The following is a 16,308-nucleotide window of genomic DNA, read 5'->3' as shown; positions in this document are numbered from 1 at the left end:
ACCCCAACGTCTCCCCCCGGAAGACGTCGAACGTCACGCCGTCCACCGCCTTCACCGCGCCGCGCGAGCGACCCAGCCAGCCCCCGCGTACGGGGAAGTGGACCTCGACGTCCTTCGCCTGAAGGAGCGGCTCGGTGCTCATGGCGCGGGCACCGGATGATGGCAGGCCGCGAGCTGCCCGCCCCGCTTGAGTTCGAGTACGGGCGTCACGCGAGCGCATGCCTCCTGGGCCCGCTCGCACCGCTCGCGGAACGCACAGCCCGACGGCAACCGCCCCAGGGCGGGCACCATGCCGGGGATGGCGCGCAGGCGACGCCGAGGCCCGGATCGTCCCTCCTCCACCTCGCCCCCCAGCGCCGGAAGCGAGCGCAACAGGCCCGCCGTGTAGGGATGGGCGGGCCGGGCGAACAGCTCGCGCACCGGAGCGTGCTCCACCACCTTCCCCGCGTACATCACCACCACCGTGTCGCAGCTCTCCGCGACCACGCCCAAATCATGGGTGATGAGCATCACCGCCATGCCGCGCTCGGCCTGCAGGCGCTTGAGCAGGTCGAGGATCTGCGCCTGGATGGTGACGTCCAACGCGGTGGTGGGCTCGTCCGCGATGAGCAGCGACGGGTCACACGCCAGCGCCATGGCGAGCATCACCCGCTGCCGCATCCCGCCCGACAGTTGATGAGGCCAGGCGTCCACGCGCTCACCCGGCGCGGGGATGCCCACCTGGCGCAGCATCTCCACCGCGCGCTCCCGAGCCTGCGAGCGCGAGGCCCCCAGGTGGAGCCGCACGCCTTCGGAGATCTGCTCCCCCACGGTGAAGACGGGGTTGAGCGAGGTCATCGGCTCCTGGAACACCATGGCCGCATGGCGTCCGCGCACGCGCCGCAGCTCCTCGTCGGAGAGCTTCAGCAAATCCCTGCCCTGGAAGAACACCTCGCCCGCCGCCACTCGCACGGGAGGTCGGGGCGCCAGCCGCAACAGGGACAGCGCGGTGAGGCTCTTGCCACAGCCGCTCTCCCCCACCACGCCCAGGGTTCCGCCGGGAGGCACCGCGAAGGACACACCGTCCACCGCGCGCACCGTCCCCTCGTCCCTCGACAGCTCCACGGCGAGCCCTCGGACGTCCAGGAGGGGCCCGTCCCCCGAGGGCGACGCGCCGGGCGTCACTTCTTCGCCAGCTCCTCCAGGAACTCCACCTCCTGGATGATCTCCTTGCGGATGAGCAGGCGGATGAGGCTGGCCACCATGCGCGCGGGCTTCACCTTCTCCGTATCCAGCACCGCCTCGTCTCCCCGGGACATGCGCTCCAGGTCGTCGAGGATGGCCAGATCATCGTCGGAGAAGTCAGGCGTCGGCGTGAGCGCCAGCGCGGGCTGCGAACCCTTCGCGGCCCCACCGAACATCACCACCGGCACCCGGGGCTTCTCCTCTTCGTCCGCCTCGAAGATGGGCGGAGGAGGCGGCGGTGGCCGAGCGGCCGGCTTCACGCCCAGCAGATCATCCAGCGCATCTCCTCCGGCCCCCGGCCGCAGGGCTTCCGCGGGCGGGGGGGGCGGCGTCCCGGGCCGACGGGCCGAGGGCGCCGCGGCGGCGGCAGGGGGTCTCGCTGCGGGGGGCTTCGGTGTCTCCGGCATCTCCCACTCCAGTGGCGTCCCCGCGGCGACGGGAGGAGGGCCGGAGCCATCCTCTTCGTACAGCGGCTCCGCCTCGACGATGTCCAGCGGCTCTCCCCGCGCCCGGGCCAGCGCGGCGTCCAGGTCGTCCGACGCGACGACGAAGACCCGCACCTGCTTACGGAGCTGGAAGCGCAGCTCGTCCACCAACGTCAAATCCCCCGGGTCCTCCACGGCGACGTGGATGCGCTCGCTGCGCCCCTCCACTTCCATGCGGAAGAGCAGCACGCGATGCTCCGCCTGGAAGTCCAGGGACACCAGCGAGGCCACCGCCGGGGGAATCTCCTCGGGCAGCTCCACGAAGGGCAGCCCGTGCTGCACCGCCAGCGCCCGAGCCACATGCAGCGGCGCGCACAGCCCCTGCGCCACCAGCGTCTCGCCCAGCCGCAGGTTCCCCGGAGCGCCTCGACGCCCGAGCGCCACCCGCACCTGCTCCTCCGTCACCACCCCCGCCTCGACGAGCAGCTCACCAATCTTCTTGCGCATAAGGCCGGGCTACCGCTTGACCTTCGCGAGGTACTCGTCGCGGGAGAACACACCCTTCTCGATGAGCAGCTCCACCATGGCCTTGAGGGCCGCGACTTCCTTGCGCTGCACCTCTTCCACGCTGCGCAACAGGTCGGCCGGGCTGCCAGTGCCCGCCGTGCTGCGAGGGGCCTCTGGCACCGGCGGCGCGGGACGCGCGACTGGGGGCGCGGGCTTGGGCGCGGAGATGACCGCGGCGGCGGCCGGATCCAGGTCCTTCAGGTTCTTCACCACCGTGCGGCCCTGGGCGTCCACCACCTTGAAGTTGGTGTCCGCGTCCTCCAGCTCCATGTTCTCTTCGTACATGCGGGCGAAGGCCCGAGCGATGGAGGTGCGCCCCGCCACGTTGGGGATGATGCGGCACTTCGTCACGGCCCGAAGCTCGTCCAGCATCCGCATGTTGAGCGGATCCGACATCGCCACCACGAGCGTCTTGCCCTCGTCCCGCAGCTGCAACGGCAGCACGGAAAAGTCGCGGGCCGTCTGCGGCGGAATCTTGGCCTTCACATGCGGGGGAACCATCTGGACCGCGTCCAGGTTCACCGCCGGCATGCCGAGCTGCTTGGACAGCGCCCGCACCAGGATGTCCTCGGAGACGAGGCTCATCCGGACCAGGATTTCGCCGAGCTTGCCGCCCCACTTCGCCTGTTCGGCGAGCGCGGCCTTGAGCTGGCTCTCCTGGAGCACATTCGCCTTGATCAGCAGTTCTCCGAGCTTGATCTGTGCCATGTCGTGGGCGCCACTCTACCCGACTCCAGCCGCTGCGCTTCTTCTTCCGTGCCTGCCCGGTCAGGAACCCGGCACCGGGGGCGCCGGCGACTCGGGGGCACCAGCCGGAAGCTCCCGCCCCGAGTCATCCACCTCCACGACCTTGGCCCCCTCCGGGGGTGTCAGCTCGTAGAGCGTGAGGTCCGGCCGTCCGTTGAGTTTGATCTGCTGGTAGCGAAGCTGGAGCTTCGTCCCCGCCTGCTTCGCGATGAGCTCCACCTTGCCCGGGAAGATGAGGTTTCCCCGCTCGAGGAAGTCGTCGAAGGCCAGGTCATAACCGGGGACGCCATGCACCTGGCTCTTCACCACGCGCAGATACTTTGGGTGAACCTGGAGCACCTGGCGGGCCGTCCCCCGGTGGAGGGTGAGCACGTAGACGCCCTCCTTCGTGTCCAGCTCCAGCGTCATGCGCTCCGGAGGGATGAGGGGCACCTGGCCCAGCATGATGGCCACCAGTTCCTCGCCCGGCAGGACCACGGGCAGGAAGCGCGACACATTCTGCGGGCTCGCCGGCCCCTGGTAGTACGTGTGCGTCTCCGTCTGGTACAGGCCGAAGCGCGTCCCGTCCGCGACGAGGGAGGCGAGGGGCCGGTTGAAGAAATCGAACGTCTCCAGGTGCAGGAGGGCCGGGCGGGTGACGGAAAGGAACATCCCGATGGTGCCGCTCTGCTGGGGAGACTCGACACGCAGCTTCGCGTCTCCCTCGAGGGAGACGACGTTGTCCTGGTTCCGCCGGACACGCTGATAGACGACCTCGGCGTCGGTGAGTTGCCCCTCCGGCCCGAACTCGATGCGCTTGGGGCAGGCCGAACAGAGCACTGCCAGGAAGATTGCGGCGGCTGCGCGGTTCATATCTCCTAGTCTGGGCCATGGCGCCCTGCCGGGTCACCCACCAATGAGCCTGAACGACATCCTGCATTACCTCCGCCTCGGCGGAGTCACCCTGGCCCTGCTGCTGCTGGCCTCCGTCGGCGCGCTCGTCGTGGCCGTCGAGCGCATCATCGCCCTCTGGGGGGTGAGCGAGCGCTCCCGCCTCCTGGGCGAGGCGGTCAGCAAGCACCTGCTTCGTGGCGACGTGCCAGCGGCCCGCACCGCCGCCGAGCGCTCCGACTCCGTCGCCGCCGACATCTTCCTCGCGGGGTTCGACCGCTGGGAGCGCACCCGCGGTTCAGGCGGTGCGGGCGTGGAGGCCGCCGTGGAGCGCGAGCGCGCCCAGGTGGGCCTCAAGCTGCGCCGCAACCTCTGGATTCTGGCCACCATCGGCTCGATTACGCCCTTCGTGGGCCTGTTCGGCACCGTGGCCGGCATCATGCGCTCGTTCAAGGACCTGGGCCTGGACGTGGAGGCCGGCGGCACCGGCGGCACTGGCGCGGTGATGACGGGCATCTCCGAGGCCCTGGTCGCCACGGCGGTGGGCATCCTCGTCGCCGTGCAGGCCATGGTCTTCTACAACTACTTCCAGGCCCGCCTGTCGCGCGTGCTGGTGGAGCTGCGGCTGATGGGCGACGAGTTCGCGGAGCTGCTCAAGGAGCGCGCCTCGGGCCTTCCTCCCGAGCCCGCGCCCCGCGTCGATTCACAGCAGCCCCCCACCTCTCCGGCGCGCGTCGACACGCAGCCCGCCTAGTCCCAGGGAACCGAGCGCCATGGCCATGGGCAAGACACCGGGGTCCGGTGACGAAGGCGAAGAAGGTGTCTTCGCCGAAATCAACATCACCCCGCTCACCGACATCTTCCTCGTGCTGCTCATCATCTTCATGGTGACCAGCTCCGTCATCGTCCAGCAGGGGCCCGGAGGAGGCGCCAAGTCGGGCCTCAAGGTGAACCTGCCCAAGGGCGGCGCCGCGGACGTCACCGCGCGCACCACGGACATGTCCGTCGCGGTGCTCGCCGACGGCCGCTTCGTGCTCGCCGGAAACGTCGTCAGCCAGGACGAACTCCAGAAGGCCTTCGACGCCGCCAAGGTGAAGGACCCGGACACCGTCGTCATCGTCCAGGCCGATGAGGGCGTTCCGCACGGCACCGTCGTCCAGGTGATGGAGCTGGCGAAGAAGGCGGGCCTGGGCCAGCTCGCCATCGGCGTGCGCGAGGGCGAGTAGCGCCCTTCCCGTCACACGGCCGCCGCTGAAACACGAAGGCCACCTCGGGAGCGAATCCCCAGGTGGCCTCGGTGTTTCTGGAGGGCGCCCCTCTGTCAGGGCGCCCCTTCAGACGATGTCGCGACTCAGACGGACGCGAACGCGGCGTCGGTGATCTCCATCGGAGAGGTGTCCTCGAGGGCGATGAGGCGCGCGGCCTGCTCCACGTTGGGCAGCACATTGCGCGCGTAGTACAGGGCGCTGTACTTCTTGCCCTCGTAGAACGCGCGGTCCGGGTGGTCCGCCGACAGCGCGCCCTGCGCCTTGTCCGCGATGAGCGCCGCGTCCAGGAGCAGCCAGCCCACGGCGACCTCGGACATCATGTTGAGGAAGCGGTTGGCGGACAGCGGAATCAGCGGGAACTTGCCGCCGTCCTGCGACCAGCTGAACACCGTCATCGCGCTGGACATGAGGGCCTCCTGGGCGCTCGCCAGCAGCTTCACGGCCTCGCCGTAGACGGCGTGCTCGCGGTGCGCTTCCACGAAGGCGCCCACGTCACCCATGAACTGCTGGAAGTGCATGCCACCGGCCTGCCCCAGCTTGCGGCCCACCAGGTCCATGGCCTGGATGTGGTTGGTGCCCTCGTAGATGGAGAAGATCTTCGAGTCACGCGTGTACTGCTCCACCGGGTAGTCCTGGATGTAGCCGGCGCCGCCGTACACCTGGATGGCCTGCGCGCAGAGACGGAAGGACTGGTCGGAGCCGTAGGACTTCACCAGCGGGGTGAGCAGCTCCACCTGGCCCTTGTGGTAGGTGGCCGCCTCGTCGTCCTTGCCGGCCAGCTGCCGCGCCTTGTCCAGGTGCATGGCCAGCTTGATGATGAGCGCGCGGATGCCCTCCACGTGGGACTTGATGTCCAGCAGCATGCGGCGGACGTCCGGGTGCTCGATGATGGCGGCGCGCGGCGCGGTGGGGTCCTTCCACTTGGTGAAGTGGGAGCCCTGCTTGCGGTCCTTCGCGTAGTCCACCGCGTTGTAGTAGGCGGCCGACGCCAGCGCGACGCCCTGGATGCCGACGGCGATGCGCGCGCCGTTCATCATCTTGAACATCTGGCTCATGCCGACGTGCTCGACGGTGCCGACGAGCTCGCCCAGACAGCCGTCGCTCTCACCGAAGTTCAGCACACAGGTCGCCGAGCCGTTGATGCCCATCTTGTGCTCGATGGAGCCCACGGACACGTCGTTGGCCTGGCCAGAGCTGCCGTCCTTGTTGATGCGCAGCTTGGGGACGATGAACAGCGACAGGCCCTTGGTGCCGGGCGACGCGCCGTCGATGCGCGCCAGCACCAGGTGGATGACGTTCTGGGCCATGTCGTGGTCGCCGCCGGAGATGAAGATCTTCGTCCCGCGGATGTTGTACGTGCCGTCGGCGTTGCGCCGGGCGGTGGACTTCGCCGCGCCCACGTCGGAGCCGGCGTGCGGCTCGGTGAGGCACATGGTGCCACCCCACGTGCCGTTGAGCATGCGCTCCACGAACAGGTGCTGCTGCTCCTTCGTCCCGCACTCGGCGATGACTTCCGCCGCGCCGAACGACAGGCCCGGGTACATGTTGAAGGCCGTGTTGGCGCCCGATAGCAGCTCCTCCACCGTCACCTGCAGCATCATCGGCGCGCCCTGGCCACCGTGCTCCGGGCTCACCGCCACCGTCTTGAAGCCCTGCTCGTAGAGTTTCTTCCACGCGTCCTTGAAGCCCGTGGGCGTGAGCACCGAGCCGTTCTCCACCCGACAGCCCTCACGGTCTCCCACGGAGTTGAGGGGCCCGAGCACCTCGCGCGCGAAGCGGTACGTCTCGGACAACACCGCCTTGGCCTCATCCGGACCCCAGGCGTCGTACGGGGCCTGACCGGCCACCTGGCCGAAGCCGAACTGCTCGAACAAAGCGAAGAAAATCTCTCGAAGGTCGGTCTTGTAGGTGTTGATGCCGGCGGACATGGCCACTCCTGCGTGACGGCTCGCTGCCCGCCTTCGGATGGGAAGGCCTCGGGTCAGCGGCGCGAATGAGACACAGGAAGTGTGGCGGCGACTGATTTTTGAGTCAACCCTGAATGACACCCTGCGTTGAGGGGCAGCCCAGGCCGCCCCTCACCGCAGGCCATGAAACCGCTACTTCTTCGCCTTCTTGGGCGAGGGAAGCGTCGCCGTCTTGGCAGCGGGCTTCTCCCGGGGGACGGTCTTCTTGGACGAGGCGCCGGTGCGGCGCTCGTCCGACTCGTCTGCCTCCTCGTCGACGGCCGAGGCCTCGCTCGATCCTCCGCCCGTGGACGTGGTGGGGGTGGCGGCCAGGCTCTCCCGGGGCACTTCGATGACGATGGGGGACTGGCCGGAGCGCTGCCGGTTCTCGTCCTCCAGGGAGTAGAAGAGCTGAATCTGCGCGCCGCCCTTCATCACCAGCTCACCGCGCTGGTTCTCCGCCCACAGGTCGATGTCCACGAAGTAACGGCCCGCGGTGCCGTGGCGGTTGCTCACCCGGCCCTTGCAGACGACGGTGTCACCCGGCCACACCATCTTGATGAAGCGCACGTTGTAGCGCCGCATCTGCCCGCCCCGGGCCCAGTCGCTGATGAGCTGGCCGAGCATGCCCATCACCAGCATGCCGGGGGCATACACGCTCGGCATGCCCACGCTCTTGGCGTAGAGCTCGTCGACGTGCACGGGGTTGTAGTCGCCAGAGGCGCCGGCGTACCGGGACAACTGGACACGGTCCACCGGGGCCTTGGCCAGCGCCGGCAGCTCGTCTCCGACGCGGATGGACTCGAAGTAGAGCTTGCGCGCGGGCATCACGGGGTCTCCTTGGAGGCGCGGACCACCAACGTCCGGCGGGCTCGGAACACCAGGTTGCCTTCCTCGTCGCGGCCTTCATCCTCGATGACCGCGATGTCCATCTTGCCGGACATGCCCTGTCGTTCGGAGACGTCCGCGACGCGGGTGGAGACGTAGATGCGGTCCCCGGCGAAGATGGGCCGCTCGTAGTCAAAGCCCTGTTCGGCGTGCAGCAGGCTCTTGATGCCCACGCCGAGTAGCTCCCTCAAGTCCGCGGCCGAATGGAAGGACGCGGGAAACGTGGGAGGCGCGATGATGGTGGGATATCCGGAGGCCCGAGCGTACTCCTCGTCGTAGTAGATCGGGTTGTAGTCTCCGATGGCCTCCGCGAAGCGGCGGATGGCACCCTTCTCCACTTCGTTGAGCGTCGGCGGCGAGGCACGGCCGATCGCATTCTTGTCCAGCATTATCCCTCTCCTGACTCTAACGTCCGGCCGGAAGCTCGAGCACCGTGAGGAGCCCTGCTTCGGCGGCCGTCAAGCGTGGCGCGGCATTCACCAGCGCATTCGCGGTGGCCCGGTCGCCTGCCACTCCCCCCGGGATTTCCAACACCAAACGAGGATCCGCATCGATTTCAATGCGGTCCTTCGGGTCGTCAGCCCCCACGGCGATGGTCAGTTCCAGTCGAACCCGCTCCTGCCCGTCCTCCAACCCGACCACCGACTGGAACATGCCCGCCACCCGTCCCTTCTTCACGGCGAACGCACCGCCCGAGATGTCTTCCTCGGCGAACACGGGGGCTACCTCTTCTTCGTAGTCATCACAATCCAACCCCAGGCCCAGTGCCGCGAGTGCCGCCGACTCCACCAGCCCCACGTGGCCGAGCTGCTCACCATCCACCAACTCGAAGAACTCTTCCTCGGTCAGACCCGCGCCGACCTTGCGCTGCAGGGCCTCCCGGCGGGTGCGCGCGTCCACCACCCGCGTCACCGTCGCGCGCCGCACCGGGCCGCACACCTGCCCCGCCGTGGCCACCAGTCTGTCCAGAACGAAACCCGGGTTGACCCCCGCGCCGACGATGGAGACCTCGGCGCGCTGAGCGGCGCGGTCCAGCTTGTCCGCCAGCTCCGGGTACTTCAGGTACGGGAAGGCGAGCTCCTCACAGGTGCTCGCGATGGGCAGGCCCAGCTTCAGCGCCGCCAGCAATTGGTCCATCACCGCCGGCAGTCGAGAACCCGTGGCGTGCAGCAGCACCGCGCCCTTGCGCCGGCCCACGGCCTTCTCCAGCGAGTCCATCACCTTGACGCGCGGCGCGGGCCCTCCCAGCACGTCTCCCAACGGACGACCGACCAGGGAGGAGTGGGTATCCACGGCCCCAATCAATTCCACTTCCGGGCAGGACAGGGCAGCTCTGGCAATCTCCTGCCCGATGAATCCCAGCCCCATCACCACCACCGGCACCGGCCCTGCTGGGGCTCTAGCCATCGGAGATTGCTCCAGGATTCCAAGGGGTTAGCGTTGAAACGCAGCCTTGCCGCGCACCATAAATCACACCTTGGCGAGCAGGCAAGCATGACTTGGTTCTACCACTCTTGCACAAAGGAAGAACCTCCAAGGATTTCCGGGGCTTGCAGGCGCAAAACCTGCGGGGGGGCCCTGTTTGGGTGCAAGGCAAGGCGTGTATAACGAAAGACAGGCCCGCGACCTCCCGGAGACCTCCAACATGGACCGCATCCTCGTGGTGGATGACGACGTGCTCATCCTCGCCGCGCTCTCCCGGATCCTCCAGACGGAAGGCTATGACGTCGTCACCTACAGCGACCCGGCCCTGGCCGCTCGCGAGGTGGGCTTCAGCGTCGTGCTGACGGACTTCATGATGCCGTACCTCAACGGCATCGAGCTGCTGGGCGTGCTCCGGGAGAAGAACCCGAAGGCCGTGCGCCTGATGCTGACGGCGGCGGCGGACTTCCGCACCGCGTCCGAGGCCGTCAATCGGGGCGAGGTGTTCCGGCTGCTCGGCAAGCCCTGGTCGCTCAGCGAGCTGACGAGCAGCGTGCGGCAGGCCGTGGAGCACTACCGGCTGGTGGAGGCCAACGAGCGGCTGACGCGCGAGGTGGCGGACAAGAACGCGGAGCTGGTCGCCATCAACCAGGACCTGGAGCGTCGGGTGGTGGAGCGCACCACGGGCCTCCTGGATGGTCTCATCAGCGCGCTGGACTACCGCGACACGGAGACGCAGTGGCACTCGCGTCGCGTGGCGCTCTACTCGCGCCGGCTGGCGGAGGAGGTGGGGCTGGCGGGGGCCGCGCTGGACGTGGTGGAGCAGGGAGCGCTGCTGCACGACATCGGCAAGATTGGCGTGCGCGACTCCATCCTGCTCAAGCCCGGGCCCCTGACGCCGGACGAATGGGTGGAGATGCGCAAGCACCCGGAGTTCGGCTACCGGATGATGGGCAAGATGCCCTACCTGCACGAGGCGGCGCTCATCGTCCTCCAGCACCAGGAGCGCTGGGACGGCAAGGGCTACCCGCAGCAGCTCGCCGGCGAGGACATCTGCATCGGCGCGCGCATCTTCTGCATCGCCGACACCGTGGACGCGATTACGTCGGACCGCCCCTATCGCAAGGGCCGGCCCATGAGCGTGGCCCGGGACGAGATTCGCCGCTGCTCGGGCACGCAGTTCGACCCGAACCTCGCGGACGCCTTCCTGCGCATTCCGGAGACGGAGTGGCAGCGCATCCGCAACCAGGTGGAGGCGCTGGAGGAAGAAGAGAGCCAGCGCTGGCGAAGCCACCCGCTGGGCCCCCAGGCACCGCTGACGCGCGCCAGCGGCGCCTGAAGTCACTTCACGGGGTGAGCGTCACCGCGCTGACCTCGCGGATGAGGTCGCCTTCCAGCAGCGCATCCACCACGTCCAGACCCGACACCACCTCACCGAAGGCCGTGTAGCGGCCATCCAGGTGCGGCTGCGGCGCGTGCGTGAAGAAGAACTGGCTGCCTCCGGTGTCCTTGCCTGACAGCGCCATGCCGAGCACCCCGCGCAGATACGGCCGCCGGGTCATCTCGCAGCGGATGGAGTGGCCCGGGCCGCCCTCCCCGTCCCCACGCGGGTCTCCGCCCTGCGCGACGAAGTCCGGCACCACGCGGTGGAAGGTGATGCCGTTGAAGTAGCCCTTGCGCGCCAGGGCAAACAGGTTGCCGGACGTGAGCGGCGCCTCGTCGGCGTCGAGCCGCACGGTGATGTCGCCCTTGTCCGTGCGCAACACGAGCGCGGCGTCCCTGGGCGCGGGCTCCGGGCGGAAGGCGTAGGGAGGAAGCTCCGCGCGCTCGGAGCGCACGGGCTGGCCGGTGAGCTGGGTGAGGGCCTCAGCGGCCACGCGGCGCACGTTGGCGTGCGGCAGCGTCAACCACTGCTTCATGCGCGCCTCGGTGCCCGGAATCTGGAGCGCGACGAGCGCACCGCCCACGGGGTCCGCGAGGTCCGGCTCGGAGGGCACGCGGTCGGCCAGCGCTTCCAGGTCCGGATGGGCCCCTGGAGCCTTCAGCTTGCCCAGCGTCGCGGCCGCCGCGCCGGCCACCACCAGGTCCTCGCTCCGCAGAAGCGAGCCCACCGCCGTCGCCGTCCGGAGCACCGGGCGCTCCGCGAGGACCTCCATCGCCGTGAGCCGCACGCGCGCCAACGGGTGGCGCAGGTAGCCCACCGCGAAGTCGGCGGGCGTCTTCTTCGGGGAGAGCGCGGCCTCACGCAGGCCCAGGGCCAGTCGGCGCTCGTCGGACACCCGGCCGAAGCCACAGTTCATCGTGTCCGCCACCATGCCGCGCTGACGGTCCAACGCCGCCGCCAGCCGGCAGTCGAGCCAGCCCAGGTCCGCGCGAGCCACCTCCGACGCCGCGCCTCGCTCCGCGTCCGCCAGCGCCAGCCGGAGCGACACGAGCAACGGCGCGCCGAACTCCGGCAGCCCCTGCTGCGCCAGGGCCAGCAGCGGATGTCCATCCGCGGAACGCGCCAGCGTCTCCACGCGCGGCGCCGCGCCCGTGGGCATCGGCGTCTCCATGCCCCGCGCCACGCGCTTCGCCCGGGGCGTCAGGGCCTCCAGTGCCTCCAGCGGCGCGCACGGCCCACCACACGTGGCCGCGAGCTTCGCGAGCGAACGCGCCGCCTCCGAGGCCACGCGAGGCACTGTGTCGTCCAGCAACCGGCCCAGCACCACCGCGTCCTCCGGGCCGCCCACATCGCCGAAGGCCTTCACACACAGGCCACGCACGTCCGCGTCCTCATCCGACAGACACGCGCGCAGCGTCGGCAGGCTCTCCGCGCGCTTCGCCGTGGCCAGGAGATACGCGCCGCCATACCGGGCCGCCACCGGCCGCCCTGCCGCCATCAACGCCTGCGCGGAAGCCAGGGGCACGTCCTTCACCACCACGGCACCTCCACGTCGCGCCGCCACGCCCAGCGACAGCGCCGCCCGCCCGGCCGTCTCGACGTCGTCGCCCTGGAGCCGCTGGACGAGGCGCGCCAGCGTGTCCGTCGTCGCCAGACGCCCCAGCGAGTCGAGCTGGGCGGCACGCACCGCCGCGTCGCGCTCCTCCGCCTCGGCCACCAGCAACGGCGTCGCCAGGCTCGCCCGCTCGGCCTCCGTAAGCGGCTCCCAGGAGAGCGCCAGCTCGCCCACCGCGAAGGCAGCCTCACCTCGCACCAGGGCTTCGGAGTCCTTCAGTCCGGCGACGACCGCGCCCAGCGTGGCCACGTCCTGGATGCGGGCCAACGCGCGCAGGGCCCGTGCCCGCACGCGAGGATCCGGAGCGCCCGTGACGAGCGCCACCAGCTGTCCGTCGCCCAGTGAGCGCCGGTCTTCCCAGTCCCGGATTCGAGCCATCACCTCCGCGTCGGGCGGGTCCACATCAGGGCCCGGCACGGAGCGGACACACCCGGAGACGAGGACGAGGAGGGCCAGACAGACGCTTGGGAGTCGGACGGGGCTCGGGCGGCTCATGCGCTGGGGCCTAGGCCAATTCCCCGCGAAAATCCAGGGGTTAGGCCGCATGCCGTTTGACACACCCGGCCCCGGGCTCCGAAGATGGGTGTTCGCATCTCTCAGCAGGAGCGCTGGTCCTGAACTGCCCTGGCTGCGGCTCGAAGGTAGCCGCGAACGCATCCATCTGTTCTGTTTGCGATTACATCATCGACACCTCGTTCCTCTCCGCGGAGCCACCTTCCGACAACGACGAGGAATCCACGGGCGCGAGTGAAGACCCTCGCCCCGCCCCGAAGCCCGCGCCCGCCAGGCCCCGACCGGCCAAGTCCGGCGCCAGGCCCCCGGCGCCGGCCAGCGGGGACGCCACCAACGTCAAGAGCGTGCAGGACATCGCTCGCGGTGCACCTCAGCGACCCAGCCGTCCCGCGCCCGCGAAGAGCGCCGCGCCGAACACGGCTCCGCGCCGCGCCGCCCCTGCACCCGCGCCGGCCTCGTCTGGAGCGGACCCGTGGGCGAGAGGGGGCCGGGACGACGACGAGAACAACGGCAGCGCCATCGTCGACCCCGACGAACTGATGCAGGACGCCAGGGATTTGATGGGCGCGATGGGCGCCGGCGACAAGATCGCCTTCTATGGCGCCGGACTGGTCGTCCTCTCGTGCTTCACGCCGTGGAAGGAGACGGCGGCGGACGGTGACGCCCTGGGGCTGATGAGCACGGGCTTCGGCGCGTTCCTGCTCGCGCTGATGGTGATGGTGGCCATCGGCGTCCGGGTGCGCAGTGCGTTCCCCAACCTCAACCCCGTGGTGCCGTGGATGGCGCAGCTGTTCACCACGTTCCTGTGCCTCATCTGGTGCATCGTCTTCATCAAGGTGTCCTCGGACACGACGCTCGTGCCCACGCCCATCGGCAACGCGGAGATGATGAACTCGTCGCCCAGCTTCGGCGTCTTCATTGGCCTCTTGGGCTCGGTGGCCGCGCTCATCGGCGCGTTCCTCGGACTCAAGAGCAAGAACGACTGACGACACGGCGCGCGCGCCACGAAAGTGGTGCCGCGCGACTCGACGGCGGTCTACCGTTCCCCGCCACCATGTCCGACGCCACTCCCCTCGCCCGACTCACCGCCGCGCTCGCCGGCACCATCTTCGGCCAGCCCCGCGTGCTCGCCGACCTGGTGACCGCCTTCCTGGCGCGAGGCCACGTCCTGCTGGAGGGCGTGCCCGGCGTGGCGAAGACGCTCACCGCGCGCAGCATGGCCGGAGCGCTGGGGCTGCTCTTCACCCGCATCCAGTTCACGCCCGACCTGATGCCGGCGGACATCCTCGGCACCAACATCTTCCAGCCGCAGGACAACGCCTTCCGCTTGGTGAAGGGCCCCATCTTCACGGAGGTGCTCGTCGCGGACGAAATCAACCGCACCCCGCCCAAGGCCCAGGCCGCGCTGCTGGAGGCCATGGAGGAACGCCAGGTCACCATCGACGGCGTCACCCACCCACTGCCGCCCCACTTCTTCGTCGTCGCCACGCAGAACCCGCTGGAACTGGAGGGCACCTATCCATTGCCCGAGGCCCAGCTCGACCGCTTCCTGATGCGCATTCGCGTGGGCTATCCGGACTCCGACTCCGAGACGACCATGCTGCGCGCCTTCCACCAGCGCGAGGGACGGCCGCCCTCCGTGGACCGCGTGCTGGACGCGCCCACGCTCGCGGAACTGCAGGCCCGCGCGGCCCGCGTCACCTGCGACGAGTCCATCCTCCAATACGTGGTCGCCGTGGTGCGGGACACGCGTGCGAATCCCCGCGTGCGCCTGGGCGCGAGCCCCCGAGCCGCACAGGCGCTCCTCGCCGCGTCCAAGGCCCGCGCGGCGCTGATGGGCAATGACTTCGTCACCCCCGACGACGTGAAGGGCGCGGCGGGCAGCGTGCTCAACCACCGCCTGCTCCTCAAGGCCGAGGCCGAGGTGGAAGGCGTCACCGCGGACGACGTGTTGAAGCAGACACTCGAGCGGGTCCGGGTCCCTCGGTGAGCCTGGGCCGTCCCGTCCCCACCGGCCTCGCTGTCGCACTGCTCGCGGTGGGGCTCGTCCCGGCCGCGCTGACGGTGGCCAGCCCCGTGTTCGGCTGGCTGGCACTGGCCCTGGACGTGGCAGTGCTCGCGCTGTGCACCGTGGACTTCCTCCGCGCGCCCCGCGGCGACGACGTGAAGGTGTCACGCGAGGTGGAGCCCATCCTCTCCTCGGGCACTCGCAACGCCGTGCACCTCGACTTCGAGCGACTCGACGCGGGCACTACACCGCTGCGCCTGGAGGTCCGCGATGAGCCTCCCGACGTCGTCGCCAGCACCGGCCACCGCCAGTCCCTCCAGGTGCCAGCCCGGAGCGCCACGCCACACGCGCGCTCACGGCTGACGTACTTCGTCACCCCTCCTTCCCGAGGGGATGCGCGCTTCGGAGACCTCCACCTGCGGCTGCTCGGCCCGCTGGGGCTGTGCGCCCGACAGGTGCGGCTGCCCGCGACGCGGACGGTGAAAATCTATCCGGACCTCACCGCGCTCTCGAGCGAGGCCCTCGCCCTGGCCCGCTCCTCGGACGCGCCCTCGGAACGGACCCTGCGCCGCCGCTCGGCCGAGGGGCGCGAGTTCGAATCCCTGCGCGAGTACCGCCCCGGCGACGACTACCGGCACATCGACTGGAAGGCGTCCGCGCGCCACGCCAACACCCTGGTGCGCACGTGGCAGCCGGAGCGGCACCAGCCCATGCTGCTCTTGCTCGACTGCGGGCGGCACATGGCGGGCAAGGTGCACGGCCGTCGCAAGCTGGACCACGCGGTGGACGCGGCGCTCCGACTGGCGCGGGTGGGCCTGGACGCGGGCGACGTGGTGGGCGTCATGGCCTTCGCCAGCGACGTGCTCACCTTCCTCCCACCGCGCAAGGGCCACGAACACCTGCGCCTCATCACCGAGTCGCTCTACCGCGCCGAGGCCGCGCTGGAAGAGAGCGACTACGGGCGCGCGTACGACTTCGCGTTCGCCCGGCAGACGCGGCGCACCCTCGTCGTCCTCTTCACGGACCTGGTGGACCCGGACGCGTCCGCGGGGCTGCTCACCCGCACGCTGGCCTTGCGCCCCCGACACCTCCCCGTCGTCGCCTCCCTGCTGGACGAGGACGTGCGCGACGCGGCCACCGACGTGCCCGTGGAAGCCCAGGACGCGTACTCGCGACAGGCCGCCACGCGGCTGGAGTCGGAGTTCCGCCGCACCGCCAGCACCCTGCGCGACGCGGGGGCCCTCGTGGTCCGCGCACCGGCCCAGGGTTTCGGCGCGGCCGCGCTCAACGTGTACCTGGACGTCAAGTCTCGCGGCCTGTTGTAGGCCTCGCGAAGATGTCCAGCGGAAAGTTCGCGCGACACTCATTTATCGAGTACGCGCGCGTCGCTCGCGAAGAAGCATGCCAATCGCGCGGAGGCCTAGAATTCGG

16 protein-coding genes and 1 pseudogene are annotated in these 16,308 nt (G+C 69.8%); 6 read left to right on the top strand and 11 right to left on the bottom strand.

Features of this window, described 5'->3' with window-relative positions; genetic code table 11:
- From FJV41_RS53670 to FJV41_RS15545, 5 genes and pseudogenes are all read right to left on the bottom strand, one after another.
- Positions 1-142, bottom strand: a pseudogene (locus FJV41_RS53670) (peptide ABC transporter substrate-binding protein); the annotation flags it as partial.
- The gene (locus FJV41_RS15560; protein ID WP_141643266.1) at positions 139-1,164 is read right to left on the bottom strand and encodes an ABC transporter ATP-binding protein; all 1,026 of its coding nucleotides are present in this window, start codon (positions 1,162-1,164) and stop codon (positions 139-141) included. The pseudogene FJV41_RS53670 and the gene FJV41_RS15560, both read right to left, overlap by 4 nt.
- The gene (locus FJV41_RS15555; RefSeq protein ID WP_141643265.1) at positions 1,161-2,156 is read right to left on the bottom strand and encodes a GspE/PulE/PilB domain-containing protein; all 996 of its coding nucleotides are present in this window, start codon (positions 2,154-2,156) and stop codon (positions 1,161-1,163) included. The genes FJV41_RS15560 and FJV41_RS15555 overlap by 4 nt, the downstream gene beginning before the upstream one ends.
- A 9-nt stretch (positions 2,157-2,165) precedes the next feature.
- Positions 2,166-2,924 carry a cyclic di-GMP-binding domain-containing protein, MshE-related gene (locus FJV41_RS15550; protein WP_141643264.1) on the bottom strand — a complete coding sequence of 253 codons (759 nt, stop codon included), beginning with the start codon at positions 2,922-2,924 and terminating at the stop codon, positions 2,166-2,168.
- A 60-nt stretch (positions 2,925-2,984) separates the two neighbouring features.
- A complete protein-coding gene (locus tag FJV41_RS15545; RefSeq protein ID WP_141643263.1) occupies positions 2,985-3,815 on the bottom strand; it encodes a DUF4292 domain-containing protein in 831 nt (276 codons plus the stop codon).
- 43 nt (positions 3,816-3,858) lie between these two features.
- On the opposite strand from FJV41_RS15545, the gene FJV41_RS15540 reads away from it, so the two are divergent.
- The gene (locus FJV41_RS15540) at positions 3,859-4,587 is read left to right on the top strand and encodes a MotA/TolQ/ExbB proton channel family protein (RefSeq protein ID WP_141643262.1); all 729 of its coding nucleotides are present in this window, start codon (positions 3,859-3,861) and stop codon (positions 4,585-4,587) included.
- Positions 4,588-4,606: 19 nt separating this feature from the next.
- Positions 4,607-5,059 carry an ExbD/TolR family protein gene (locus tag FJV41_RS15535; RefSeq protein ID WP_141643261.1) on the top strand — a complete coding sequence of 151 codons (453 nt, stop codon included), beginning with the start codon at positions 4,607-4,609 and terminating at the stop codon, positions 5,057-5,059.
- A 125-nt stretch (positions 5,060-5,184) separates the two neighbouring features.
- Here FJV41_RS15535 and FJV41_RS15530 read toward each other — a convergent pair whose 3' ends face one another.
- From FJV41_RS15530 to FJV41_RS15515, 4 genes are all read right to left on the bottom strand, one after another.
- A complete protein-coding gene (locus tag FJV41_RS15530; protein WP_141643260.1) occupies positions 5,185-7,029 on the bottom strand; it encodes an acyl-CoA dehydrogenase family protein in 1,845 nt (614 codons plus the stop codon).
- Between the two features lie 171 nt (positions 7,030-7,200).
- Positions 7,201-7,875 carry a MaoC family dehydratase gene (locus tag FJV41_RS15525; RefSeq protein ID WP_141643259.1) on the bottom strand — a complete coding sequence of 225 codons (675 nt, stop codon included), beginning with the start codon at positions 7,873-7,875 and terminating at the stop codon, positions 7,201-7,203.
- Positions 7,875-8,324, bottom strand: coding sequence for a MaoC family dehydratase N-terminal domain-containing protein (locus FJV41_RS15520; RefSeq protein WP_141643258.1), 450 nt, complete (start codon positions 8,322-8,324; stop codon positions 7,875-7,877). The genes FJV41_RS15525 and FJV41_RS15520 overlap by 1 nt, the downstream gene beginning before the upstream one ends.
- A 16-nt stretch (positions 8,325-8,340) precedes the next feature.
- A complete protein-coding gene (locus tag FJV41_RS15515; protein ID WP_141643257.1) occupies positions 8,341-9,342 on the bottom strand; it encodes an NAD(P)H-dependent amine dehydrogenase family protein in 1,002 nt (333 codons plus the stop codon).
- 238 nt (positions 9,343-9,580) lie between these two features.
- Between FJV41_RS15515 and FJV41_RS15510 the strand changes: the two genes are divergently transcribed.
- A complete protein-coding gene (locus FJV41_RS15510) occupies positions 9,581-10,696 on the top strand; it encodes an HD domain-containing phosphohydrolase (RefSeq protein ID WP_141643256.1) in 1,116 nt (371 codons plus the stop codon).
- 7 nt (positions 10,697-10,703) lie between these two features.
- Here the strand turns inward: FJV41_RS15510 and FJV41_RS15505 are convergent, their stop codons facing one another.
- Both FJV41_RS15505 and FJV41_RS53665 read right to left on the bottom strand, forming a co-directional pair.
- Positions 10,704-12,851 (bottom strand): peptidylprolyl isomerase, encoded by a 2,148-nt coding sequence (locus FJV41_RS15505; RefSeq protein WP_141643255.1) that lies wholly within the window; start codon positions 12,849-12,851, stop codon positions 10,704-10,706.
- A 181-nt stretch (positions 12,852-13,032) separates the two neighbouring features.
- A complete protein-coding gene (locus FJV41_RS53665) occupies positions 13,033-13,224 on the bottom strand; it encodes a hypothetical protein (protein ID WP_246137222.1) in 192 nt (63 codons plus the stop codon).
- On the opposite strand from FJV41_RS53665, the gene FJV41_RS15500 reads away from it, so the two are divergent.
- From FJV41_RS15500 to FJV41_RS15490, 3 genes are all read left to right on the top strand, one after another.
- The gene (locus FJV41_RS15500) at positions 13,214-13,855 is read left to right on the top strand and encodes a hypothetical protein (protein WP_246137221.1); all 642 of its coding nucleotides are present in this window, start codon (positions 13,214-13,216) and stop codon (positions 13,853-13,855) included. The two genes, FJV41_RS53665 and FJV41_RS15500, sit on opposite strands and share 11 nt — an antisense overlap.
- Before the next feature lie 68 nt (positions 13,856-13,923).
- A complete protein-coding gene (locus FJV41_RS15495; RefSeq protein WP_141643253.1) occupies positions 13,924-14,859 on the top strand; it encodes an AAA family ATPase in 936 nt (311 codons plus the stop codon).
- Positions 14,856-16,202, top strand: coding sequence for a DUF58 domain-containing protein (locus FJV41_RS15490; RefSeq protein ID WP_141643252.1), 1,347 nt, complete (start codon positions 14,856-14,858; stop codon positions 16,200-16,202). Before FJV41_RS15495 ends, FJV41_RS15490 begins: the two co-directional genes overlap by 4 nt.
- The last annotated feature ends 106 nt before the right edge of the window (positions 16,203-16,308 follow it).

The organism is Myxococcus llanfairpwllgwyngyllgogerychwyrndrobwllllantysiliogogogochensis (assembly GCF_006636215.1).
GTDB lineage: Bacteria > Myxococcota > Myxococcia > Myxococcales > Myxococcaceae > Myxococcus > Myxococcus llanfairpwllgwyngyllgogerychwyrndrobwllllantysiliogogogochensis.
Note: the sequence above shows the minus strand (reverse complement) of the source record. Positions and strands in the feature narration are given on the sequence as shown.

What these genes read in the sequence shown, in the direction of transcription:
- FJV41_RS15555 (WP_141643265.1), bottom strand. Translation starts at nt 2,156, where the DNA reads ATGCGCAAGAAGATTGGTGAGCTGCTCGTCGAGGCGGGGGTGGTGACG.
- FJV41_RS15550 (WP_141643264.1), bottom strand. Translation starts at nt 2,924, where the DNA reads ATGGCACAGATCAAGCTCGGAGAACTGCTGATCAAGGCGAATGTGCTC.
- FJV41_RS15545 (WP_141643263.1), bottom strand. Translation starts at nt 3,815, where the DNA reads ATGAACCGCGCAGCCGCCGCAATCTTCCTGGCAGTGCTCTGTTCGGCC.
- FJV41_RS15540 (WP_141643262.1), top strand. Translation starts at nt 3,859, where the DNA reads ATGAGCCTGAACGACATCCTGCATTACCTCCGCCTCGGCGGAGTCACC.
- FJV41_RS15535 (WP_141643261.1), top strand. Translation starts at nt 4,607, where the DNA reads ATGGCCATGGGCAAGACACCGGGGTCCGGTGACGAAGGCGAAGAAGGT.
- FJV41_RS15530 (WP_141643260.1), bottom strand. Translation starts at nt 7,029, where the DNA reads ATGTCCGCCGGCATCAACACCTACAAGACCGACCTTCGAGAGATTTTC.
- FJV41_RS15525 (WP_141643259.1), bottom strand. Translation starts at nt 7,875, where the DNA reads ATGCCCGCGCGCAAGCTCTACTTCGAGTCCATCCGCGTCGGAGACGAG.
- FJV41_RS15520 (WP_141643258.1), bottom strand. Translation starts at nt 8,324, where the DNA reads ATGCTGGACAAGAATGCGATCGGCCGTGCCTCGCCGCCGACGCTCAAC.
- FJV41_RS15515 (WP_141643257.1), bottom strand. Translation starts at nt 9,342, where the DNA reads ATGGCTAGAGCCCCAGCAGGGCCGGTGCCGGTGGTGGTGATGGGGCTG.
- FJV41_RS15510 (WP_141643256.1), top strand. Translation starts at nt 9,581, where the DNA reads ATGGACCGCATCCTCGTGGTGGATGACGACGTGCTCATCCTCGCCGCG.
- FJV41_RS15505 (WP_141643255.1), bottom strand. Translation starts at nt 12,851, where the DNA reads ATGAGCCGCCCGAGCCCCGTCCGACTCCCAAGCGTCTGTCTGGCCCTC.
- FJV41_RS53665 (WP_246137222.1), bottom strand. Translation starts at nt 13,224, where the DNA reads ATGTCCTGCACGCTCTTGACGTTGGTGGCGTCCCCGCTGGCCGGCGCC.
- FJV41_RS15495 (WP_141643253.1), top strand. Translation starts at nt 13,924, where the DNA reads ATGTCCGACGCCACTCCCCTCGCCCGACTCACCGCCGCGCTCGCCGGC.